The sequence below is a fragment of the Streptomyces sp. NBC_00988 genome (assembly GCF_045162645.1).
Lineage (GTDB): Bacteria > Actinomycetota > Actinomycetes > Streptomycetales > Streptomycetaceae > Streptomyces.
In genome coordinates this window covers 2,272,101-2,294,053 of sequence record NZ_CP108730.1, presented here as the reverse complement: position 1 = coordinate 2,294,053, position 21,953 = coordinate 2,272,101, and the positions used below count along the sequence as shown (strand labels likewise).

The 21,953-nt window shown below is 68.7% G+C and carries 22 protein-coding genes; 11 read left to right on the top strand and 11 right to left on the bottom strand.

Annotated features, from left to right (window positions below; translation table 11 throughout):
• Positions 1–759 precede the first annotated feature (759 nt).
• From OG496_RS10470 to OG496_RS10425, 10 genes are read right to left on the bottom strand one after another with little or no spacing between them, the layout of a single operon-like run.
• Entirely contained in the window at positions 760–1,452 is a 693-nt protein-coding gene (locus OG496_RS10470) for an MBL fold metallo-hydrolase (RefSeq protein WP_405970576.1), read from the bottom strand.
• A gap of 25 nt (positions 1,453–1,477) precedes the next feature.
• Positions 1,478–2,200, bottom strand: a complete 723-nt coding sequence (locus OG496_RS10465; protein ID WP_360080209.1) for a maleylpyruvate isomerase family mycothiol-dependent enzyme — start codon at positions 2,198–2,200, stop codon at positions 1,478–1,480.
• Positions 2,197–3,033 (bottom strand): fumarylacetoacetate hydrolase family protein, encoded by an 837-nt coding sequence (locus tag OG496_RS10460; protein WP_405970575.1) that lies wholly within the window; start codon positions 3,031–3,033, stop codon positions 2,197–2,199. The genes OG496_RS10465 and OG496_RS10460 overlap by 4 nt, the downstream gene beginning before the upstream one ends.
• The gene (locus tag OG496_RS10455) at positions 3,030–4,109 is read right to left on the bottom strand and encodes a cupin domain-containing protein (RefSeq protein ID WP_405970574.1); all 1,080 of its coding nucleotides are present in this window, start codon (positions 4,107–4,109) and stop codon (positions 3,030–3,032) included. Before OG496_RS10455 ends, OG496_RS10460 begins: the two co-directional genes overlap by 4 nt.
• The gene (locus OG496_RS10450; protein WP_405970573.1) at positions 4,106–4,801 is read right to left on the bottom strand and encodes a class II aldolase/adducin family protein; all 696 of its coding nucleotides are present in this window, start codon (positions 4,799–4,801) and stop codon (positions 4,106–4,108) included. The genes OG496_RS10455 and OG496_RS10450 overlap by 4 nt, the downstream gene beginning before the upstream one ends.
• An 11-nt stretch (positions 4,802–4,812) precedes the next feature.
• Positions 4,813–5,994: an FAD-dependent monooxygenase gene (locus OG496_RS10445; RefSeq protein ID WP_405970572.1), complete on the bottom strand. Its 1,182-nt coding sequence runs from the start codon at positions 5,992–5,994 to the stop codon at positions 4,813–4,815.
• 2 nt (positions 5,995–5,996) lie between these two features.
• Positions 5,997–6,329, bottom strand: coding sequence for a ferredoxin family protein (locus OG496_RS10440; RefSeq protein ID WP_360079871.1), 333 nt, complete (start codon positions 6,327–6,329; stop codon positions 5,997–5,999).
• Positions 6,317–7,342, bottom strand: coding sequence for an NAD(P)/FAD-dependent oxidoreductase (locus tag OG496_RS10435; protein ID WP_405970571.1), 1,026 nt, complete (start codon positions 7,340–7,342; stop codon positions 6,317–6,319). Before OG496_RS10435 ends, OG496_RS10440 begins: the two co-directional genes overlap by 13 nt.
• 2 nt (positions 7,343–7,344) lie before the next feature.
• A complete protein-coding gene (locus tag OG496_RS10430) occupies positions 7,345–8,307 on the bottom strand; it encodes a TAXI family TRAP transporter solute-binding subunit (protein WP_405970570.1) in 963 nt (320 codons plus the stop codon).
• Complete coding sequence (locus OG496_RS10425; protein WP_360079868.1) at positions 8,300–8,581, bottom strand: nickel-binding protein; 282 nt, start codon at positions 8,579–8,581, stop codon at positions 8,300–8,302. The genes OG496_RS10430 and OG496_RS10425 overlap by 8 nt, the downstream gene beginning before the upstream one ends.
• Before the next feature lie 125 nt (positions 8,582–8,706).
• Between OG496_RS10425 and OG496_RS10420 the strand changes: the two genes are divergently transcribed.
• The 6 genes from OG496_RS10420 (at position 8,707) to OG496_RS10395 (ending at position 14,497) form a co-directional block, all read left to right on the top strand.
• Positions 8,707–9,516, top strand: coding sequence for an IclR family transcriptional regulator (locus tag OG496_RS10420; protein ID WP_405970569.1), 810 nt, complete (start codon positions 8,707–8,709; stop codon positions 9,514–9,516).
• A 154-nt stretch (positions 9,517–9,670) separates the two neighbouring features.
• Entirely contained in the window at positions 9,671–10,417 is a 747-nt protein-coding gene (locus tag OG496_RS10415) for a hypothetical protein (protein ID WP_405970568.1), read from the top strand.
• Positions 10,414–10,953, top strand: coding sequence for a hypothetical protein (locus tag OG496_RS10410; RefSeq protein ID WP_405970567.1), 540 nt, complete (start codon positions 10,414–10,416; stop codon positions 10,951–10,953). The genes OG496_RS10415 and OG496_RS10410 overlap by 4 nt, the downstream gene beginning before the upstream one ends.
• Before the next feature lie 58 nt (positions 10,954–11,011).
• On the top strand, positions 11,012–11,854 hold the full coding sequence (locus OG496_RS10405; RefSeq protein WP_405970566.1) for a fumarylacetoacetate hydrolase family protein: 843 nt from the start codon (positions 11,012–11,014) through the stop codon (positions 11,852–11,854).
• A gap of 47 nt (positions 11,855–11,901) precedes the next feature.
• Positions 11,902–12,834 (top strand): VOC family protein, encoded by a 933-nt coding sequence (locus OG496_RS10400; protein ID WP_405970565.1) that lies wholly within the window; start codon positions 11,902–11,904, stop codon positions 12,832–12,834.
• Positions 12,821–14,497, top strand: coding sequence for a bifunctional 3-(3-hydroxy-phenyl)propionate/3-hydroxycinnamic acid hydroxylase (locus tag OG496_RS10395; protein ID WP_405970564.1), 1,677 nt, complete (start codon positions 12,821–12,823; stop codon positions 14,495–14,497). The genes OG496_RS10400 and OG496_RS10395 overlap by 14 nt, the downstream gene beginning before the upstream one ends.
• Positions 14,498–15,231: 734 nt before the next feature.
• Here OG496_RS10395 and OG496_RS10390 read toward each other — a convergent pair.
• Entirely contained in the window at positions 15,232–15,996 is a 765-nt protein-coding gene (locus OG496_RS10390; RefSeq protein ID WP_405970563.1) for a FadR/GntR family transcriptional regulator, read from the bottom strand.
• Between the two features lie 285 nt (positions 15,997–16,281).
• Here OG496_RS10390 and OG496_RS10385 point away from each other — a divergent pair, with 285 nt between their 5' ends.
• From OG496_RS10385 to OG496_RS10365, 5 genes are all read left to right on the top strand, one after another.
• Entirely contained in the window at positions 16,282–17,640 is a 1,359-nt protein-coding gene (locus OG496_RS10385) for an ABC transporter substrate-binding protein (protein ID WP_405970562.1), read from the top strand.
• On the top strand, positions 17,637–18,548 hold the full coding sequence (locus OG496_RS10380; RefSeq protein ID WP_405970561.1) for a carbohydrate ABC transporter permease: 912 nt from the start codon (positions 17,637–17,639) through the stop codon (positions 18,546–18,548). The genes OG496_RS10385 and OG496_RS10380 overlap by 4 nt, the downstream gene beginning before the upstream one ends.
• Before the next feature lie 55 nt (positions 18,549–18,603).
• The gene (locus OG496_RS10375; RefSeq protein WP_405970560.1) at positions 18,604–19,500 is read left to right on the top strand and encodes a carbohydrate ABC transporter permease; all 897 of its coding nucleotides are present in this window, start codon (positions 18,604–18,606) and stop codon (positions 19,498–19,500) included.
• A gap of 80 nt (positions 19,501–19,580) precedes the next feature.
• Positions 19,581–21,590 (top strand): hypothetical protein, encoded by a 2,010-nt coding sequence (locus OG496_RS10370; protein WP_405976600.1) that lies wholly within the window; start codon positions 19,581–19,583, stop codon positions 21,588–21,590.
• A complete protein-coding gene (locus OG496_RS10365) occupies positions 21,587–21,931 on the top strand; it encodes an L-rhamnose mutarotase (protein WP_405970559.1) in 345 nt (114 codons plus the stop codon). The genes OG496_RS10370 and OG496_RS10365 overlap by 4 nt, the downstream gene beginning before the upstream one ends.
• The last annotated feature ends 22 nt before the right edge of the window (positions 21,932–21,953 follow it).

Genomic DNA, 21,953 nt, shown 5'->3' with positions numbered 1-21,953 from the left:
CAGACCGGTCGCAGCGCTTGATGCTCGGCCTTCTGTGGGACGTCGGTGTCGTTTCGCCTCAGGAGCCAAGCATGGTCGAGGGCGTGCTGGAGGAGTACCGCACCCACCATGAGCCGCTGCTCATGCAGAGCCCAGGGCTGGTCCGCGCAGCGAGCAGCAGCTGTGATCCGTAAGGCATGCACCGACCTACAGGGCGCGGCCTCGGGACCGAAGGCCCGGTGTCAAAGGACCCAGCAGGTGGAGTCAGAACAGGTCTATAGATGGAGTCGGGAGACGCCGACGAAGCCAACCGTGCCCGAGGTTCAGACCCTGGCCCTGCAGGAGCTCACCAGAACTTACCCGCCGCTTGCACGGCTTCGTGCCGACAATGAGGACATAGGATCCAAGTTCAACTGGGCCACGAATCCCGACAACCGTTACTGCCCACACTGGCTGCGAGGGAATGGCAGTCCCGTGAAGCAAGCCTTCGGCGGTGCCGGGCAAATGAAGCGTCGGCCTGCATGACCAGTACCGTCACCGGTCACAGCGGAAACCATCACAGACCTGACGGAGTGTCACCCTCCGCCTGCCAGGCGGCAGGGCGTAGGCAGTCTCACACGAACCTGAACCCTTGCGGTCGAACGCCGTGGTGACCCTTCGCGACCGTCCCCCAAGATCTCTGTGCCAGAATCGTCGGTGTGTGTGGTCGCCTCCGAAGCCGCGGGGGCGGATCCCCAATCGGCCTGTGCCAGGAACGCCCTCCGGCGAGGAGTCCACCCTCTACGGCTTGCGGCCCGACACCGTGTTCTTGGGTATGTCGCCCGGGAAGCCGGTGGGTACGCCGAGTTCGAGTACCTGGATGTCGGTGGCCTCGGGCGCGAGGGTGCGCAGGAGCTGATGGTGGAGCTGTTGGTGGGCGTCCGCGAGGCCTGCCTGGTGGATTGGCACCGCGGTGCCGGGCGCGACCTCGCGGAGGTAGTCGATGCCCTCACTGATCTTCATCCACGGCCCGCCCGCCGGGACGAGCAGGACTTCGACGGGGCCGGGAGGGATGACCAACGCATCACCGGGGTGGAGGAGTCGGCCGTCGATCAGGTAGGCGTTGTTGGACACGCGCGGCAACTGCGGGTGGATGACGGCGTGTTCACCGCCCAGGACCGCGACGGAGACACCCTTGACGCTGAAGGTGGCCCCCGGGGAGACGGCCTCGTGGGCGATCCCGGTTTCCCCGAGGCGGGCCGAGGCGCCGGGGGCGGCGATCAACCGCACACCGGGATTGGCCTTGACGAGGCCGTGGAGCCGGTCCACGTCGAGGTGGTCGGGGTGCTCGTGGGTGAAGAGGATCGCGTCCAGGTCACGGGCGTCCTCGAATCCGGAGGCGTAGGTACCGGGGTCGAGGAGAAGGCGCGTGCTCCCTTCCGAGGTCTCGAACGCGGCGAGCACGCACGCGTGCCCGAAGTGGGTGAGGTTCATGATGCGCTCCGGTATCGGTTGACAGTCACAGCCAGGGAGGCAGGTCGGGAAGGGCGGGTGCGGAGGTCGTCAGCCCTCGGCCACCGGCCCTGCCCGTCGTCCAGCCGAGGAGATCCGCGGTGGTTCCCTCGACCGTGATGGCGACAGCCCCAGGACGAGTGATCACTTCGCTGCCGGGCGGCTGTGGACGCAGGACCAGGGCGGGGCAGTCGGGGTGGCGCGCCAGAGTGGCGATCGCATCGGGCAGCAGCGCGGCGGCCAGGTCGTCCGGCAGGTCGGCGAAGGAGATGCCGGTACCCAGGTCGACGAGGTGGATCCACACTTCCCGGACGCGCAGCCACGGGATGAGCGCGGCGGGCACCAAACGCCCCTGTCCTGTGCGGACTCGAGTATTCCAGGCGCTTTCCGTCAGGCTTTCGAGGTGGCCGGCCAGGCGCCCGGCGCTGTCCACCACGTCCGAGATGATCGTGGGTCCGGGCCGCGAGGCTCCGGCCTCGATGTCGGCCGTTCGCTGGCCGGCTCCGCCGGGATACATCGGGTTCTCGACCCCGGACGCGGCCCATCGCGCCAGATTGCTCAAGGCGTCGGCGTTGCGGGCGAGATGGGTGAGGAGATGGGCGATGGTCCAGCCCGGCAGGGTGGACGGCTGACGCACGTTGGTGACCTTGGCGAGGTGCACGGTGAGTAGGTCGGTGCCCTCCGTCAACCACCGCAGGAGTCGGGTTCGTGGGATCTCGTCCGGAGTCAACGCACCTTCTCCTGTACGCACGTGTTACGGCATTCGCCGAGCCCCTCGATGCGGGTCGTGAGCACGGTGGAGTCGGTGAGATAGCGGGCCGGCGTGCGGGCGTGGCCCACCCCGCCGGGGGTACCGGTGGCGATGACGTCGCCGGGTTCGAGAGTGATGATCGTCGAGAGGTACGCCACGAGGGCGGCGGGGTCGAAGACGAGGTCGCCGATGCCCGCCTGCTGGACGGGCTCGCTGTCGACCTCGGTGGTCAGGGTTCGCGTCGTGACGTCGGCCTCGTCGGGGGTCACCAGGTAGGGGCCGAACGGCGTGGTGGCCTCGAAGATCTTGCCCTGGAGCCATTCCTTCGTGCGGTACTGCCAGTCGCGGGCGGTGACGTCGTTGAGGACGGAGTAGCCGGCGATGCGGTCCGCGGCCTCGTCCGGGGTGACCTTCCGGGTCCGCGCCCCGACGACGACCGCCAGCTCGCCTTCCCAGTCCATCGCCTCCGACACGGCCGGCAGCACGATGTCGTCGTGCGCGCCGATCAGGACGGGCGCGAACTTGGCGAAGAGGGTGGGAAACGCGGGGATCTCGCGGCCCATCTCCACGATGTGGGAACGGTAGTTGAGACCGACACAGAAGATCTTCGACGGACGGGGGACGACCGGGGCGTAGTCAAGGCCGGTCAGGTCGTGGTGGGGACCTTCGCCGCGGGAGGCGCGCTCGCGCCAGTCGGGGCGGGTCAGGAGCGCGCCGACGTCCTGGTAGCCGATCTCGACGGCCACGCTCTGGTCGGTGTCTATGCGTACGGCGGCCGTGGTGCCGCGGGTGCGGATGGTCGCGAGTCTCACGCGTACTCCCTGCGAGCGAGGTTGAGCCGTTCCATGACGGGTGCGTCGCCGAACCGGAAGAGGTCCAGGTCGCTGTGGGCCTCGATGGTCACCTCGCACCAGGAGGGCACGGCGATCAGATCGCCGCGCGCGAGGTCCCTGCGCGTGCCGTCGAGCGTGATGGCACCCCTGCCGTCGAAGACCTGCCACACGCTCGATCCCGTCTCGCGCACGGCGGCTGTGTGCTGTCCGCCCACGATCCGGTGCATCTCGGTGCGCAGGGTGGTCAGCGCGTCGGAGCCGGTGGTGGGATTGGTGAAGCGGACGGCGGCGTGGCCGGGTTCGACGACACCCGGGTGCCCCTCGGCGGCCAGCTCCAGCTGGGCGGTGAGAGCGGCGTCGGTGTGTTCCCAACGGTAGGCGGCCAGCGGGGAGTCGGGGGTGTCGTGTGCGGTGGCCGATACCGGCCGTAGTCCTGGCTGTCCCCACAGGCGCTCGGCGCGGGAGCGGTGCGGGGTGGACCTCTCCTCGACACCGTCCTCGCCGAACTCGAAGAACCCGGCGTTGATGGAGTGGACCAGCGGAATGTCCAGACCGTCCAGCCAGGCCATCGGCCGCGGATGCGGATTGTGGTGACCGTGGAACCGCCAGCCCGGCGTGAGCAGCAGGTCCCCGCGCCGCATGGCGACCGGGTCGCCGTCGACGACCGTCCACACCCCCTCACCCTCCAGTACGAACCGAAAGGCGTTCTGGCTGTGCCGGTGGGCGGGCGCGATCTCGCCGGGCCCCAGATACTGGATGGCCGCCCACAGCGTGGGCGTCGCGTACGGCAGCCCGGGCAGGCCCGGATTGGAGACGGCGATCGCCCTGCGCTCACCTCCTCGCCCCACCGGAACCAGCGCGCCCGCCCGGGCCGCCAGCGGATACAGATCGCCCCAGTGCCAGACGTGGGGGACCGCCTTCGGGGTGGGCCGTAGCGGCATCAGATCCTCGCGCTGGGTCCAGAGCGGGATGAGGCCGTGCTGGGCGAAGTCGTCGTAGAGCTGCTTCTCCTCAGCGGTGGCAGTGGCGGGAGCGGCTGTGGTGTCGGTCGTCATGAGCTGGTCCTCTCGGCGAGTCGTTGAAGGTACTTCCAACCCGCCTCACGCTGGCCCGCGTTCCAGACCTGGCGGTTCTTCAGCTCCACTTCGGCCGGGTCGGACCAGACCTTCGGACCGCCTGCGGACATGGCCATGAGCTGGGTGCGGCAGGCGCGTTCCAATAGGACCGCGTACATGACCGCGGTGGCCGCGTCCGGTCCGGCGGTGACGGCGCCGTGCTGGGGCATCAGGACGGCGTTCGCGTCACCCAGCTTCTGGGCCAGTGCGGCGCCGAGTTCCGCGGTTGCGATGAGCGCGCCCGTCTGCGTGAAGCGCGGCAACTGCGGTTCGCAGAAGGGGACTGCGTCGTGGGAGAGGGGGCGTAGTTCGACGTCGAGAGAGGCGAAGGCGCTCAGGGCCGGGGCGTGGGTGTGCACGACGCAGCCGACGTCCGGGCGCCGCGCCATGATCTCGGTGTGGATGGGGTACTCGATGTGGCGCTTGCCCCGGCCGTGGAGTACGTCCCCGTCCCGGCTCACCAGGACCACTCGCTCTGCGTCCACTTCCTCGAAGCCCCAGCCGGCGGCTTTCATCCAGACCCCGTCGCCGTCCTGTGCGCGAACAGCGGCGTGTCCCCACACCATGTCCGTCAGGCCCGCCGCTGCCAGCGCGCGGCTCGCGCGTACGGTGTCCTCGATTTCCTCTTTCATCACGGCTCCCGTCAGCTCGCGACCGGCTGGTACAGCCAGTCCATGTCGGTGTAGTCGTCAGGGCGTCTGCGGCCGAAGACGCGGTCGCGCAGGGCCGGGATGACGTCCCCGTCGTCGTGCCAGACCTGCCCCCAGCCACGGGCGACGCGCTGCACCCGTGCGGTCCGTGGGATGCGTTCGGCCTGGTAGGCGGCGAACGCCTTGTCGACGTCTCCGTCGTTCTCGCGCATCGACCGGGCCAGGCATCCGGCGTCCTCGATGGCCTGGCAGGCGCCCTGGGCCAGGTACTGCACCATGGGATGGGCCGCGTCTCCGAGGAGCGTGATCCGTCCGCGCGTCCAGTCGGCGAGGGGTGCGCGGTCGTACATCACCCAGCGTCGTTCACGGTTGACCGTGGCGATGGAGGTGCGGACGTGCTCGCAGGAGCCGGCGAAGTGTTCGTCCAGTTCGTCGGCCAGGCCCCAGGTGTCGGTGAGTTCCTGTTCGGGGGTGTAGCGGGAGCTGCGGAAGACGGCGACCTGGTTGTAGAGCTCGCCACGGCGGATGGGGTACTGGACCAGGTGTTTGTGCGGGCCGATCCAGACGATTTCGTCGTCCGGCTCGTCCGGCGCCGTCACGTCGCTCATGGGCAGTGCGCCGCGGTAGGCGACGTACGTGTCGGTGATCGGCCGGTCCTCGGACAGCAGTCGGCGGGTGCGGGACCACAGGCCGTCGGCGCCGATCAAGGCGTCGGTCCGGTAGCTGTCCCCGTCTGCGAAGTGCACCTCGGCGCTGGTGTCGAGGTCGGTGATCTCGACGACCTGTCGGCCCGTCTCCAGGGTGACGCGTTCGTCGGCCCGGCATGCCTGGAGGAGGACGTCCAGGAGGTCACCGCGGTGCAGGACCATATAGGGCCTGCCGTAGCGCCGCTGGAACGGCGTGCCGAGGTCGACCGTGGTCAGGTGCTGACCGGTGTCGGCGTGCATGAAGACCAGGTTGCGCGGGCGGACGGACACGTCGTCGAGGGCGGGGAGGACACCGAGGCCGTCCAGGACCCTGAGCGCGTTGGGGGCCAGCTGGATGCCCGCGCCGATCTCCCCGAACGCGGGGGCCTGTTCAACGATGTGCGCCGGAAAGCCCGCCCTGGCCAGGGCCAGGGCCGTGGCCATTCCTCCTATCCCGCCGCCGATGACGAGGATCGGGATGTGCTGCATGGTCACTCCTTGGTCCAGCCGGTCACGAGCGGGGTGTCCGCCCCGATCGGCCCGGTCCCGGTGGCTCCGCCGGGGCTGTCGAGTGGTGCGTCGCGGCCGGGCAGCGGCAGCGCGAAGAACGCCTTGTTGTCCTCGGCCCAGGTCGGGTCCTTGATGTCGGCGGGCGAGGTGATGGCACTGACCGGACACTCGGACAGACAGGCGCCGCAGTCGATGCACTCGTCGGGCTGGATGTAGCGCTTGACCAGGCCTTCGTAGATGGAGTCCACGGGGCACACGTCGACGCACGACCCGTCGAGTTCGTCGATGCACTTCTCGTTGATCACATAGGCCATGCCGTCACCTCCTTCTGCGGCGGTGGAGCGGTGGGCCGGTCCGTGGAGTGCCCGGGGAAGAGGTCCTCTCCCGGTCGCAGCCGGACGGCTAGGTTGTTGACGGCGGTCGCCGCCTCGCCGAATCCGACCGCCATGAGCCGGACCTTGCCGGGATAGGTGGTGATGTCGCCCGCTGCGAAGACACGGTCGACGCCGGTGGACATGTCGGTGGCAACCTCGATCTGCTGACCGCGCAGGTGCAGCCCCCAACCGGTCAGGGGGCCCAGCGAGGCGATGTGTCCGAGGGCGGGGATCAGTACGTCGGCGTCGAGTCGCAGCAGCGCCTGGGAGCCGCAGTCGCGTACGGTCACCGCCTCCATCCGGTCGCCGCCGTGCACCTCGGCGATCTCGCTGTCGGTGAGGATCCTGACGGTGGAGTCCATGAGCCGGGTCACCGACTGCTCGTGGGCGCGGAACCGCTTCCTACGGTGGACGAGAGTGACCTGGCGGGCGTACGGGACAAGGGCGTTGGCCCAGTCGACGGCGCTGTCACCGCCGCCGACGATCACCACGTGACGCCCGGTGTACGTCTCGGCCTCCGCCACCACGTGGTGCACGCCGCTTCCGGCGAAGGTGTCCAGGGCGGGCAGGGGCCGCGGGGTGAAGTGGCCGATGCCAGCGGTGATCAGGACCGCACCCGCCCTGATGCGGCGGCCGCTGCTCGTGGTCACCGTCACCGCGTCGGGTCCGCTCTCCAGCCTGCCCGCGGCTTCGTCGAGCCGGATGACCGGTTCGGCGAGCCGCGCCTGTGCCACAAGCCGGTCGACCAGTTCCTGTCCGGTGACCGCCGGGAACCCGGCGATGTCGAAGATCTCCTTGCGCGGGTAGAGGGCGGCGACCTGGCCGCCGAGGTGCGGCAGGCTGTCGAGCAGCGTGACGCTCAGGCCGCGCAGGCCGGCGTAGAAGCTCGCGAAGAGCCCGGTGGGTCCGGCGCCGATGATGAGCAGTTCAGTGTCCGTGTCAGACGTGGGCATGGTCACCCCCACACGGGCGCGTCGGGCAGTACGTCCCGCGCCGCGAGTTCCGCGTAGGCACGTGCTGCACCGGGGTGCAGCGGAAGAGGGGCGCGGGCCATGTCCTCGGGCACCAGCGGATACGTGACCGGGGAGTGGTCCGCCGGCAGGTGCGCGTACTGCGCTTCCAGGGCGCGACGGGTCTGCACCATGCACCACGTGGCGAGGTGGGCGACGTCCTCGGCCAGGTCGTCCCGGCAGAGCACCACGAAGTCGGAGAACTCCAGCGTGCGCAGGTCCCGTTCGAGACCGGGGAGGTACCCGGCCTCCACCACGGCGCCCGGCCAGCCCTCGGCAGCAAACGCCTCCAGGACCTCGTCGCCCCAGGGCAGGTACTTCACCGGGCGGACGGCGGCGACGCGTTGCCAGTGCGGGGTCATCACGGCCTCGTGGATAAGGACATCGGCCTCGCCGTTCGCGAACCGGGTGATCGCGGGGAAGGGGCGCTCGCTGTAGGCGAAGGTCAGCTTGTCCGGGTCGAGTCCGGCGAGGCGCAGGCCCTTGTGCGCGGCCAGGCCGATGACGTTCACACCGTCGTCCGGTGACGTGGCAATGGTCAACCGGTCGGCGTGGGCGGCCAGTTCGGAGACCGTCCTGACCGGCAGCGCGGCGTCCACCGCTACGACGAGACGGTCGCGCTGGCCGATCACGCCGAGCGCGGACAGGCCGTCGAGCCGGCCCGCCCGGTGCAGCATCCGCACCGCGCAGGCCGGCGTGACGACGGTGATGTCACAGGTCCGGGCATGGAGCGCCTCGATCTGGTCCAGGCCGCCCCGGCCCGACCAGACGGCGAACCGGGAGCCCTCGGGGGCCCGGTCGCCGATCTCCTGGGCGAGCCAGCCGCAGATGCGGTGCATGTTGGCCTGGCCCCAGTCCCCACGGAAGTGCAGCGTGACCTCGTGATCGAGGCGGGGCTCGTCAGCCATGGGTCACCTCGGCCGCCATCTCGGCCAGAGCGGCCGCGTCCTGGGTGAAGTCGATCTCATTGATGGAGTCGAAGGGGAATCCGACCCGCTCGAACTCCCGCTCCACGGCAGCGGCGTCGTCGGCCTCGTAGACCGAGACGATGAATCCGGTGTCGGTGTTGACGTACAACCGCTGGAAGGTCGCGTGCACCTGCTGGGCGACTTCCGGGGCGTTACCCGCGATCTCTTCCGGTGACAGACCCGGGGCCTGGTGGAGGCTCACGTAGAGAGGCATCCCGTTCTCCCTCATGTGGCGATATGCGGAGCACCTATGTAGCGCTCTGCGGAACAGTGTCCCGTAGAGTGCCGCTGAAGGCCAAGAGACGCAAGGCTGGAAAATGCTGCGCTACTGTGCTCTCCGTGGAAGCGAAGAGGGGCGACAACACGGAGAGCACCGAGGACACGGGCCACACCGAACGCCCGACGGGGCTGATCGGAGCGGTCGACAACGTGCTTCGGATGCTGCGCCTGTTCGAGGACCACGAGATGATCCGGGTCAATCAGGTCGCCCGCGACATGAACCTCTCCCGCTCGACCGTCCACCGCATGCTGGCGACCCTCAGCTACCACCAGTTCGTCGAACAGGACGAGTTCTCCCGCGGCTACAAACCCGGTCCGGCACTGGTCGACATCGGCCTGGCCGTGGTCGACAACATCGACATCCGGGGCCTGGCCCACAGCACCCTCCTCGACCTGCGCGACAAGACCAACGAGACCGTCCACCTGGCCCTGCTGCGCGGCACCGAAGTCGTGTATCTCGACAGCGTCGAGAGCAGGCAGGTCGTCCGCACCGGCGGCCGGATCGGCTGGACGATGCATGCCCACGCGACCGCGGCCGGCAAGGCCCTGCTCGCCGAACTGCCCGACGACAGGCTCGGCGCCCTCTACCCGTCGGGCCGGCTGGCCGCGCCCACCTCACGCACCCTCACCAGCCTCGACGCCCTGCGGGAACAGCTGGACCACGTGCGGCGCACGGGCTACGCGGTCAACCACGGGGAGAGCGAAGACGACGTCAGCGCGGTCGCGGCCGCGGTGCGCGACAAGCGCGGCCACACCCGGGCCGCACTCGTGACCACGGCACCGCTGTCACGGTCCGGCGCGAGCTGGACCGAGGAGACCGGCGACGCGACCGCGGCCGCCGCACGCGAACTGGGCGCCCGGCTGAGCTGAGACGGCTCGGTACACACACGGGAGCGGCCGGACCTGAGAGCACAGGTCCGGCCGCTTTTCCATACCCGGACCCGCTTGCCATTCAACGAAGTACGGTTCCACAATGACGGCTACCGTTCCGCATGATGCGACATCATCGTCAGGAGGAGATGTTGTGAGTCAGCAGTTCACCGAGCCGCCATCACTCCAGGAGACGCGCCGGATCCCGCCGCCCGACCCCGATCGCGAACCGCTCAAGGCCAATGTGTACGAGCGGATGTCCAAGGCCGCCGCGCAACTGACACCCCTGTTCCCCTACGACCACGCGGGTTCGATCGTGCCCTGCGGCAACGTACTCATCGGGGGCTTCGAGTCGGAGTACGGGCACTTCTTCCACTGGAACGCCGTGAACGAGGTGGTCGTCACCTATGGCTCCCACGAGTCGCTGCTCGGCTCCGGCCAGATCATGGCGACCCAGCACCTGCACGGGGTGAACTCCTTCCTCCGCGACGAGAAGAACCCCGAGGCCTTCGCCGTCATCGTCGTCACCCAGCACCAGTCCGAGGAGGGCGACCAGGCCGAGGCCCTGATCGCCCGCTGCAAGAACTGCAAGGCGGAACTCGTCCGCCACGACTACGACGCGACGCCCTTCCCGCTGCCCGGCTACGACGTGGAGCGCCACGGCGAACCCAGCGACCCCGTACGGCAGTTCGCGACCACGCTCGGCTCCACCGAGTTCGCCGCCCTGCGCAACACGGAAGCAGGGCGCACCTGTCAGGCCTGTGGTCATGTCAACGCCTTGTTCCCGGAGGCGAGTTGGGGCTGGGCGAGGACGGTGGCCCAGACCGGCGCCGTCAACTCGGCGTTCCGCGCACTGCGTCAGGCCGCCACCGCACAGTCCGAGCAGGAGAGCCAGTCATGAACCGCCGCCGTATGCTCCACGCCCTCAAGGTCGCAGCCGAACTCGGGAACTACGAGGACGCGGCCGTCCTGCCCGCCGACACCGACCCGCAGCTCTATCTGTCGCGCAACCGGCTCCCGCAACCCTTTCACCTGATCTGCGAGAAGGACACGGTGCTCAGTCAGCTGTCCGGCGAGGCACACGTGCATCTGCGCGACAGTTCGGTGAACCGGTTCCGCATGGACGTGGGAGATCACGTCTACGTCCCGGCCGGCACTCCGCACCGAATCACGCCCGTCCAGGAGGGCGTCACGATCCGCTACCTGCCCCTCAAGGCCGGTCTGCTGGGTGCAGCGTGGTACTGCCAGGGGTGCGACAGCGAACTGCACCGCTACGAGTGGGAACACGACAACGACACACCGGCGGTCCAGATGTATATGGCGGCCTGCGCCCGATTCACCGCCGACCTGTCCGCCCGCAGCTGCCCCACGTGCGCGGCCGTTCACCCCGAAGTCGATCTGGCGGCCTTCGGCTGGTCGGTCCCCGTCCCCGCCTGATCCCTGCCACATCCGCTCTCCCGGGCCACCTTCACCCGACAACTCACGGAGCCCCCCCATGCGCGTTGCCCGTCTCTCCGGACGTCTGGCCCTTGTGCACGACGGCCTCGCGATCGACGTCGAGCAGGCCAGCGACGGCCGCTTCTCCGCCGACACGCAGGCCGTCTACGAGCGCTGGGAGGAGTTCCGCGACTGGGCGGACCGGGCGGACCTGCCCGCGGGCAGGTCCTTCGGGGCCGCCGAGCTGGGTTCACCAGTGCCCGCCCCGCGCCAGGTGTTCGCGATCGGTCTCAACTACCGTGACCACGCGGCCGAGTCCGGGTTCGCGGCGCCCGAGGGCCTGCCTCCGGTCTTCACCAAGTTCGCCACCAGCATCTCCGGTCCGGTCACCGACGTCGCGCTGCCGCCCGAGGGACACACCGACTGGGAGGTCGAACTGGTCGTGGTGATGGGCTCCCGTGCCGCGTACGTTTCCGAGGCCGACGCCTGGGACCACGTCGCCGGTCTCGCCGTCGGCCAGGACATCTCCGAACGGATCACCCAACTGGCCGGCCCCGCACCGCAGTTCAGCCTGGGCAAGTCCCTTCCCGGCTTCACCCCGATCGGTCCCTGGCTGGTCACCCCGGACGAGTTCGACGATCCCGACGATCTCGAACTCCGTTGCGCCATCAATGGTGAAGAGGTCCAGAAGGGCCGCACCCGCGACCTGATCTTCTCCGTGCCCGCCCTGATCAACAAGCTCTCGGCGATCCTGCCGCTGCTGCCCGGCGACGTCATCTTCACGGGCACCCCGGCCGGCGTGGGTCTGGGCCGGGAGCCGCAACGCTGGCTGACCCCCGGTGACGTGCTCGTCTCCGCCGTCGAGGGAATCGGCGAACTGCGCCAGACCTTCACCGCCTGACCGACAGGCCAGAGCGCTCCGATCCACTGGACGAAGGAGTCCATGTCGTGGCACTGCACCGTCTCACCTCCGTCACCATGGGGGTCCCCAACATCGCCGAAACCGGCGCCTATTACGCCGAGTTCGGCCTCTCCCCCGAGGGAGACGGCTGGTTCAGCTCCCGTGACGGCGGCCGCCAGCTCCACATCGTGCCCGCCCCCACCCGGCGCCTGGTCGAGGTCCGCATCGGCGCCGACCACCCCGACGACCTGGCCGCCGCGGCGTCCCGGCTGCGGCGGCTGGGCATCGAGAGCGAATTTGCCGGTACCTCCACCTCCCTGACCGCGTACGACAAGGCCACTGCCGTGCGGGCCGTTATGGAGGTCGTCCCCCGCATGGTCCAGGCGGCCGTCCCCGCCACGCCGTACAACGGACCCGGCCGTTCCGAGCGCACCGGAGGCCGGGCGCCGGGAGTCGTCCGCGACGTCGCGGTCAAGCCTCGCAAGCTCGGCCATGCCGTCGTCGGCACCACCGACTTCGACGGCACGACCGCCTTCTTCCGCGACGGACTCGGCTTCAGGGCCAGCGACTACATGAAGGACCGCGGAGCCTTCCTGCGCTGTTCCACCGACCACCACAACATCCTGGTCATGGCCGCTCCCGTCACCTTCCTGCATCACACGTCCTGGCAGGTCGACGACGTGGACGACGTGGGCCGCGGTGCCTTCGCGATGCTGGAGAACCATCCCGAACGGCATGTGTGGGGTCTCGGCCGGCACTACGCCGGGTCCAACTTCTTCTGGTACCTCAAGGACCCGGCGGGCAACTTCAGCGAGTACTACTCCGACATGGACTGCGTCGTCGACGACCAGCTGTGGACACCCGAAGTCCTCGAAGGTGCCAAGGGGCTGTTCAGCTGGGGACCGCCCCCGTCCCCGTCCTTCCTGCAACCTGAGGACCTCGCGGACCTTATGACCGGCACCCACAGTGCGACGAGGTGACACCGTGACCACGACAGACTCCCCCCTGTACGGCGTGGCCGTCGTCGGCTTCGGCCCGGTCGGCCAGCTCCTGTCGATCCTGCTGGCCCGCGCAGGGCACGAGGTCCTCGTCCTGGAACGCTGGCCCGAGGCCTACGGCCTGCCGCGCGCCGTGCACTTCGACGACGAGATCGGCCGTATCTTCCAGTCCGCCGGCGTCGGCGACCAGGTCCGCGCCATCACGGACCCCGTGCCCGACCACTACGAATGGCACAACCGCGACTGCGAACCCCTGGTCCGCATCGACTGGTCCGGCACAGGTCCCTCGGGGTGGCCGGCCGCCAACTTCTTCTCCCAGCCCGAACTGGAGGCCGTCCTCGCCACGGCTGCCGCCGAGCTCCCGGCCATCACCCTGCACCGCGGCCTGGAGGTGACCGACCTGCACGAGGACGTCGACCATGTCCTCCTCACCGCCCGCACACCCACCGGCACCGAGCAGACCTTCCGGGCCCGCTACTGCGTCGGCGCCGACGGCGCCAACAGCTTCGTCCGCAGCCGGATGGACACGGCGGTCACCGATCTGGGCTTCTTCTACGACTGGCTCATCGTCGACCTCGTGCCCCGCGACACGGACACCGTCTGGTCCCCGATGAACTGGCAGCTCTGCGACCCCGCGCGCCCCACGACGATCGTGTCCGGCGGCCCGGGCAGGCGGCGCTGGGAGTTCATGCGGCTGCCGCAGGAGAGTGTCGAGGACCTCAACACCCTCGAATCCGCATGGGAGTTGCTCAAGCCCTGGGGCCGAACTCCGGACAACAGCTTCATCGAGCGCCACGCCGTCTACACGTTCCAGGCCCGGTGGGCCGAGCGGTGGCGGCTGGGCAGACTGCTGCTCGCCGGGGACGCCGCCCACCTGATGCCGCCCTTCGCCGGCCAGGGCATGTGCTCGGGACTGCGCGACGCGGTCAACCTCGCCTGGAAGCTGGATCTGGTGCTGACAGGCACGGCCGCACCTGCCCTCCTCGACACCTACACGAGCGAGCGACGCGAACACGTCCAGCACGCCATCGGTATCTCGATGGCCCTGGGCCAGGTCATCTGCGTACTCGACGAGGGGGCCGCCGCCGAGCGGGACGCGCGCATGATCGCCGGTGGCGCCGACCCCGCGCGGGTCCTGCCGCCGACCCCTCCGCCGGTCCTCGGTGACGGCGTGCTCCAGCACACCACGGACGGCTCCCGCCAGGCGAACGTCGGCCACCTCACCCCGCAGTACGGGATCACCCACCACGGCAGGACCGGCCTCCTGGACGAGATGACCGGGGGCGGGTTCGTCGTCCTGACCGACGGAGAGGCCCCCTGCTCAGCGCTGGACGACGCCGACCGGAGCATGCTGCACCGCGTCGGCGCGACGCTCGTTCCGCTGTACGCACCGGACGACCCCGCCGTGTTCACGGAGAACGCCTACATCGACACCGACAACGCCTACCTGCCCCATATGCGCGAGCACGGCCATGTCGCGGCCGTCGTCCGCCCCGACTTCTATCTCTTCGGCGCCGCCACAACGCCCGCCGAGTTGCACCGACTGATCGGCCAACTCGGCGTACAGCTCGACCTGTTGCCTCCGGAACGACCGAGCCCTCGGACCATGCCCGGACGCCCCCTCGCGACCACCGACGGACGCTGAAGTCCCCGGCACATCCAGAAGGATCCCAAGACCATCTCGCCCACTGACACGTCTCCAACGTGGCCATTCAGCCCTGACGGGTTTCGACAGAACGCGCCGAGCAACGCACGCCTCTGGCCTGCTGATCCTGCCCACCACCGAAGCCCTTCAAGCCGTCTTCCTTGCTTGCCTGCCTGCAGGCAGGCAAGCAAGGAAGACGCCATCACCCCGGATGGTTGGTGACGGCCCGGGCCGACGCCGGACTGCCGGATGGGTCGCGCCAGGCGCACAGCTTCGCGCCGTTGGCGTCCGAGTGTGGGTAGTTGGTGTACAGGAAATCCCCGGTGAACCAACCACGAACGTGCGGAACCTGCGCGTCAGAGCTTCCCATCGGCAGACCGACGCGCGAGTTCTCGCTCGTTTCCCTCCGGGAATCTGCAAACCCGCGCGCTTCCGTATGGAATCCACCGCTGTGTGCATCATGGGTCACGGCCGTGGAGAGAGGGGATGACCATGCTTGTCATCCCGGGATCCGCGATGATCGCGGCGTCCTGATCCGTACCCGGACACCGTATCCGCGTCGAGGCACACGGCGTCCCGCGTCACATGTCTGACCGCTTGATTGTCCGACCGCGATGTCACGAGCCGTTGCGACATCCGGCAACAGACCCGGTCCGGCGGATGCCGGGACATGAACCCCCTGTCGGTGGTGGAGCCCCCTTCAGGGCGCCCAGGCCGTGCGGCGCCCGGAGCCGTTACCCGAACAGCCGGCGCTGGATCTCACGCCGGTAGTCCTCCAGCGTCCTGTCGAGGTGGGCGGCCGTCGCCTGAGCCGCGACCTCCGGCAGGCCGTCGCGGATCGCCTCGTAAATCGCCATGTGTTCCTCGACCGCCGCCTCGGAGTGGTCGCCGAGTACGTCGTGTATCCCGATCGCGCTGGACTGGCGCTGCAGCCGGCGGGCATCGCGTACAGCGCCGAGGAGGAGGCTGTTGTGCGAGGCCGTGGCGACGGCGGTGTGGAAGTCGTCGTCGGCCTGGTTGAACACGTCGACCTGTTGATGGACGAATCCATGACGGCACATCTCCACGGCGACTTCGATGGCCCGCAGTTCGGCCGGGGTGGCGCGGGTGGCCGCGAGCCTGCCGGCGGCCATCTCCTGGACCCGGCGGAACTCGAACAACATCAAGATGTGGTCGAGGTCGGTGGGCCGGAAGAAGCCTCCCCAGCGTCGGGCGGTGAGCATGCCCTCGTCGTCCGCGACATAGAGTCCACGTCCCTTCTGCGCTCGAACCCGCCCGAGTGCGGAGAGGATCTTGATCGCCTCGCGGACCACGGCCCTGCTGGATTCCAGTTGCCGGGCCAGATCGTTCTCCGTGGGCAGCCGGTCGCCCGGTTGCAGCCCTGACTCGCCGATGAAGTCGAGGATCCGCTCCGCGATGAGTTCGTAGCCAGGACGGTAGTCGCGTTCCCTCTCCGCCCCTGTCGCCGAAGCCGTCGCGACGTCGGACGCGTCCTTCATCTGTCCTGCCTCCACTGGTGATCCCGCTCCGCATGCTGACGCTCATGGAAGAATGAGTCGTACTTATTTCTACCCCTGCGCTTCGACATTGTAAATCCACCAGGTGAATATCTGAGAATTTAACGTTCATAATGGGACATTTTACATGTCCAGCTTGTTAGAACGTCGAAAACTGTGACTGCGCATCCTCTTGACCTACTACTCGATAGGGCGCCTAATTTCTTCCGCAGCTGCAGGAGTCGATGCCCTGTTCCTTCTGGGCGCCCGCAACGTAGTGGAGTCACCATGACCGCAAGGAAGCCTTCCGCCGTCGGAGGAAGGGCTGTCACCAAGAGGCGCTCGGCACTGCTGGCCTGTTGCGTGGCGACCGTCGTCACCGCCACGGCCTGCGGTGGCGGCGGAACCAGCACGACCAGCAAGGACGGCTTCAATCAGGTCCCCCAGAAGGACGGGGCGTTGACCGTCTGGGTGGACTCGACCCGGCTTGCCGCCGCGAAGCTGTACCAGAAGCAGCACCCGAACGTGAAGATGAACATCGTCAGCTACGACGGCGACGCCAACGGGTCGAACTACCTGCAGACGAAGGTCCAGTTGTTCAACCGCACGGGCAAGGGCTGGCCGGACGTGGTCTTCAGCTCGCAGAACAACGAGGTGACCTGGGCCGTCGACGCGAACTTCGTGGCCCCGCTCAACAAGGGCCTCATACCCGAGGCCACTCTCGGGAACTTCGCCAAGGGCGCCAACAACGTCTGCACGGTCAACGGGACGCTCTACTGCCTGCGCAACGACCTCTCGCAGGCCGTGCTCTGGTACAACGCGCCGCTGATGAAGAAGTTCGGCTACCAGGTGCCGACGACCTGGGAGGAATACCAACAGTTGGGCGAGAAGGTGGCCGCCGACCACCCCGGCTACCTCGTGGGCGACGCCGGCGACTCCTTCACGCCCGAGATCTACTTGTGGGCGAGCAAGTGCGGTGCCAACGACATCACCGGCGCCAAGTCGGTCTCGGTGAACACCACAAGTGCGAACTGCACCAGGATGGCCGAGCTCATGGACAGCCTGATCAAGAAGAAGTCCATGTCGGTGAGTGGCGTCTTCAGCACCGACTTCGGCAAGAACAAGGCCGACAAGGTCCTGATGATGCCCGGTCCGGCCTGGTTCGGCGGCGCTCTGTTCAAGGAGACCTTCAAGACTCCCGCCAAGCAGATCGCCGTGGCCCCTGCGCCGCAGTGGAGCGGTGAGACAGTTCCGTCCACCGGGAACGTGGGCGGCGGCACCTGGCTGCTGTCCCAGCACTCGGAGCACGTCAAGGCGGCCACCGACTTCCTGACCTGGGTCACTACCGACAACGCCTACCAAGGCGAGAAGGCGCCCGGGTTCCCCGCCTACGCGCCCGCGGCAGAGGTGTGGCTGAAGCAGCAGAACGCCTCCGGCTACTTCGCCGGGGACGTCAGCGCCCTCAAGGACGCCTCCACCCAGGTCTGGTCGGGGTGGGGCTCGGGACAGTTCAGTCAGGAGGCCATCTGGGCCGCCACGGTCAAGCCCGGCCTGACCCAGGGCAAGACCGTCGTCTCGCTGCTGCCCGCCTGGCAGGACTCGATCGTCAAGTACGCCGAGTCCAACGGATACAAGGTCTCGCAGTGACTCTCACCCACTCCTCGGCGGGCGCTGAGCACCGACGTCGCCGCGTCTCCCGGCCGGGCCGGGCCGGCGTGGCCTTCGTCGCGGCCTACGTGGTCCTGCTGATCGCCTTCGGCGTCGTCCCCACCGGATACGCCATCTACTTCGCCTTCACCAACGCCGAGGGCGGCTTCACCGGGTTCGGCAACTTCATGACCACGGCCCAGGACTTCCGGTTCCTGCCGGCGGTCGGGCACGTCGCGCTCTACCTGGTGTTCTGGCTGGCCTCCCTCGTGGTCATCGTCGTGGGACTGGCGCTGCTGCTGCACCGCCTCGCGTCCGGCGGGACCAGCAAGGCGCTGCGCTTCCTGTTCTACATTCCCGGGGCGCTCGCCGGTGCAGCGAGCGTCCTGGTGTGGCTGTTCATGCTCGACCCCACGGTGAGCCCGGTCAGTTCACTGCTGGGAGCGATGGGATACGACACCTTCGGTGAGGTCATCGCGCCGGGCCATCTGCCGCTGCTGTTCACGACCATCGCGTTCTGGACCGGTGCCGGCGGTTGGATCGTGGTGATCTACGGAGCGCTGAACAACATCCCGCGCGACGTGATGGAGGCCGCCCGCATCGACGGCGCGGGCGCCTGGCAGACGGCCTGGCGGGTGCAGATCCCCATGCTCCGCAAGTGGATCGTCTACATGGTGATCCTCGCCTTCGCCGGAGGCGCCCAGCTCTTCGTCGAACCCCAGTTGCTGTCGCTGGCCAGCGTGGGAGTGGCGGGGCGTGACTACTCCCTCAACCAGCTCTCGTACGACTTCGCCTTCCAGATGAACAACATCAACGGTGCCGCGGCCGTCTCGGTCGAACTGCTGGTCGTCAGCCTGTCGGTCGCCGGTCTCTTCGTCGCACGGTCGGGATTCTTCGATGCCGAGTAGGGCCCATGAACGCCCCGCAGTCGCCGTCGCCGGCCCGAGGCCGGGCCACGGCGCCATGAGCCCCCGGCCCCGGAAGCCCCACGCCCCCCGCCGCAGCCAGGCGTCCCGGCTGCTGGTCGGCGCCGTACTCGCCGCCTTCGTGGTTTTCTTCGTCCTGCCGGTGCTCTGGCTCGTGCTGGCGGCGACAAAGACGGACCACCAGCTCGTCAACGGCAACCCGCTCTCGTTCGGCTCCTGGCATGCGCTGAAGGCCAACTGGAGCGCGCTGACCGGCTTCCAGGACGACGCCATCATGCTGTGGCTGCGCAACTCGGCCGTGTACGCGGGCATTTCGCTGGTCATCACCCTGTGCGTGGCGGTGCCGGCCGGATACGCGCTGGCCATGACCGAGTTCCGCGGCCGGCGCACCCTGCTGATCGCCACGCTGATCGTGATGCTGATGCCGAACGCCACCCTGGTGGTGCCGCTGTTCCTGGAGATCAACGCCGTTCAGCTGGTCGGCACGATGTGGTCGATCATCCTGCCGTACTCGTTCTACCCCTTCGGCGTGTATCTGACGTACATCTACTTCACCACCGCCGTGCCCAGGGACCTGCTGGCCGCGGCGCGGATCGACGGCTGTACGGAGTTCGGAGTGTTCCGGCACGTGGCCCTGCCGCTGGCGACGCCGGTGATCGCGCTCGTCGGGTTCTTCAGCTTCGTGGCCAACTGGACGAACTACTTCCTGCCCTACGTGATGCTCCCCGAGAGCGACCAGATGCCGGTGCAGGTGGGGGTCGGCACGCTGCTCAGCAATGTGCCGTCGTTCAATCCGACCGTCGGCTCCCTCGCGATCGAGCGGCCGCAGCTGGCCCTGGCCACGTTGCTGGCCATCACGCCGGTGCTGGTCGTCTTCCTCTTCTCACAGCGCTTCCTGGTCGCCGGCATGCTCGCCGGAGCCACCAAGGAATGACCGCGCGGTCCAGCGCGGACGTTCACCGAATGACCGTGCAGCCCGTCGCGGGCACGCACCCCCGAACGGAGATCATCCTCATGACGATCAGTCCTGCCGACCGGACCTCCGGCGAGGACAACGGCGAACCCGCCCGCCCCGTGCCGGAGGTGCACGCGAGCGTCCCGCTCCTTGAGCCCCCCGGCTGGGCCCTCGCACAGCGCGAGCTGTTCGACCTGCTGGACCATGCCTGGCGCCGATTCGACCGGGACTTCACCGGCCCCGACGGGCGCCTCACCTACAGCGGCCGGCTCACGACCCGCGACGGCGTGGACGACTTCTACGAGGTGTTCTTCAACTGGCCTCAGCTGTACCTGCTGGGCGGTGCCGACGACCTGCTGGCCGCGAGTGAGAAGCACTGGGAGGGCGTCACCCGGCAGTTGACCGAACTGGGCATGCTCCAGGACGAGTACGAGCGTGGCTACGACTGGTTCCACCAGGGCGAGAGTCTGCTGCTTCTCTATTTCCTGTGCATGGCCGCTCCCGAGCGCTGGACCGAGCGGGCCGTCCGCTTCGCCGAGTTGTACGCCGACCCGGCGAAGGGCAACTACGACCCTGAGCATCGCATCATCAAGCGACCTCACAACGGCAGCGACCCCGACCGGCAGGGCCTCTTCGACGGCGACGCCTACCCGTGGCTGCCGAAGGAGGCCGAGCTGTACGGCTTCCCACTCGACTGGCTCCCGGGAACCGGTGACACACAGCTGCCTCCCGCCGAGGACCCGCGTCTCGGCAAGTCGATGCACGAGCGGATGGGCTCCGGCGACACCGCGGTGAACCTGGCCGCCGCCGGACTGGTCCTCAACGCCTGGATCCTGACGGGCGAGGAGCGCTACCGCGACTGGATCGTCGAGTACGTGGGGGCCTGGCGGGAACGCACGGAGGCCAACGACGGTCTCATCCCTGACAACGTCGGCCCCGACGGCGAGGTCGGCGGCCTGCTGGAGGGTCGCTGGTACGGCGGGCACTACGGCTGGTCATGGCCCCACGGCTGGCACAGTGTCGGCCATGCGGCACTCGTGGCCGCGCTGGCCGCGGCCACCGTGACCGGCGACGACGACCACCTCTCGATGGTCACCAGCGGACTCGACGCCGTCATCGGCAACGGCAAGGTGATGGCCTTCAGCGAGGCCGACTCCAGCCTCGCCTCCCGCTGGGTCGTGCAGCTCGCCGAGGACGTGCACACGCCCACGCTGCACGTGCCGTACCGGTACCGCGACACCGGGTGGTTCGACTACAACCCGGTCACCGCCGCCGTACCCGTGGCGTTGTGGCACCACACCATGTCCGCCGCCGACCGGTCCCGACTGGAGCGGCTCCGTGAGGCCTCAGGCATCGACTGGAGTGTCGTACGGCCGTACCGCCTCAAGGAGGAGGCCGGCCATGAGGAGCCATGGTTCGCGTTCCTGGCCGGCGACGACCCCCACTACCCCGAGCGCATCCTGGCCGCGGCGCAGGCGCAGGTGCGCCACCGGCTGGCCAGGATGGACCGCTATCGCGACCTCGACGTCCCCGAGGCCGACATCCACCTCTGGCAGCAGTCCAACCCGGTCGTCACCGAAGCACTCGTCCAGCTGACCTGGGGTGGCCCCCAGGTCCTCTACAACGGCGGCCTGCAACAGGCGCGGTTGCGCTACTACGACGCCGACGCCCGCCGTGCCGGTCTGCCGCCGCGAGTGTCCGCCCTGGTGAGTTCCATCGACCCGGAGGCGACCGTCGTCGAACTGGTCAACCTCGACCCGGAGTCCACCCGGACGGTGATCGTGCAGGCCGGTGCCTTCGCCCAGGACACCATCAAGTCGGTGCGGTACACGTCGTGCGAGGACGGCTCCTGGGTCGGGGACATGTACGACTACGGTCACGGGCGGCCGGTCGTCACCGAGACCCAGGCGTTCGTCGACGGTCCGTGGCTCACCGTCCTGCTCCCCGCGTCCACCCGCATCAGGCTCACGCTCGGGCTGGACCTGCGCGCGCGAACCCCCGGCTACCGCACACCGTTCGACAGCCCGTCCGCGGAGCCTGCCGCTCACCGAGGAGAGGATGCCCCGTGAGGCGTATCGCGCAGACCATCCGACTCCGGCCCGAGCGCAGGCAGGAGTACCTGGCGCTCCATGCCGCCGTCTGGCCGGGCGTCGAAGCCACCCTGCGCCGGGCGGGCATCCGCGACTACAGCATCTTTCTGCACGGCGACATCCTCTTCGGCCATTTCGAGTACGTCGGTGAGGACTTCGAGGCGGACATGGCGGCGATCGCCGCCGACCCGGAGACCCAGCGCTGGTGGAAACTGACCGATCCGTGCCAGGAGCCGTGGCCGGACCGGGGAACCAGCGGCCAGTGGTCGGAGATGACCGAGATCTGGCGCCTGAGCGAGAACCCGTCGGACGTTCTCTGAGCCGCCGACCGGCAGGGGAAGT

Coding starts and splice junctions, on each gene's coding strand:
- OG496_RS10470 (WP_405970576.1), bottom strand. CDS start 1,452: ATGAACCTCACCCACTTCGGGCACGCGTGCGTGCTCGCCGCGTTCGAG.
- OG496_RS10455 (WP_405970574.1), bottom strand. CDS start 4,109: ATGACGACCGACACCACAGCCGCTCCCGCCACTGCCACCGCTGAGGAG.
- OG496_RS10450 (WP_405970573.1), bottom strand. CDS start 4,801: ATGAAAGAGGAAATCGAGGACACCGTACGCGCGAGCCGCGCGCTGGCA.
- OG496_RS10445 (WP_405970572.1), bottom strand. CDS start 5,994: ATGCAGCACATCCCGATCCTCGTCATCGGCGGCGGGATAGGAGGAATG.
- OG496_RS10440 (WP_360079871.1), bottom strand. CDS start 6,329: ATGGCCTATGTGATCAACGAGAAGTGCATCGACGAACTCGACGGGTCG.
- OG496_RS10435 (WP_405970571.1), bottom strand. CDS start 7,342: ATGCCCACGTCTGACACGGACACTGAACTGCTCATCATCGGCGCCGGA.
- OG496_RS10430 (WP_405970570.1), bottom strand. CDS start 8,307: ATGGCTGACGAGCCCCGCCTCGATCACGAGGTCACGCTGCACTTCCGT.
- OG496_RS10425 (WP_360079868.1), bottom strand. CDS start 8,581: ATGCCTCTCTACGTGAGCCTCCACCAGGCCCCGGGTCTGTCACCGGAA.
- OG496_RS10410 (WP_405970567.1), top strand. CDS start 10,414: ATGAACCGCCGCCGTATGCTCCACGCCCTCAAGGTCGCAGCCGAACTC.
- OG496_RS10405 (WP_405970566.1), top strand. CDS start 11,012: ATGCGCGTTGCCCGTCTCTCCGGACGTCTGGCCCTTGTGCACGACGGC.
- OG496_RS10390 (WP_405970563.1), bottom strand. CDS start 15,996: ATGAAGGACGCGTCCGACGTCGCGACGGCTTCGGCGACAGGGGCGGAG.
- OG496_RS10385 (WP_405970562.1), top strand. CDS start 16,282: ATGACCGCAAGGAAGCCTTCCGCCGTCGGAGGAAGGGCTGTCACCAAG.
- OG496_RS10375 (WP_405970560.1), top strand. CDS start 18,604: ATGAGCCCCCGGCCCCGGAAGCCCCACGCCCCCCGCCGCAGCCAGGCG.
- OG496_RS10370 (WP_405976600.1), top strand. CDS start 19,581: ATGACGATCAGTCCTGCCGACCGGACCTCCGGCGAGGACAACGGCGAA.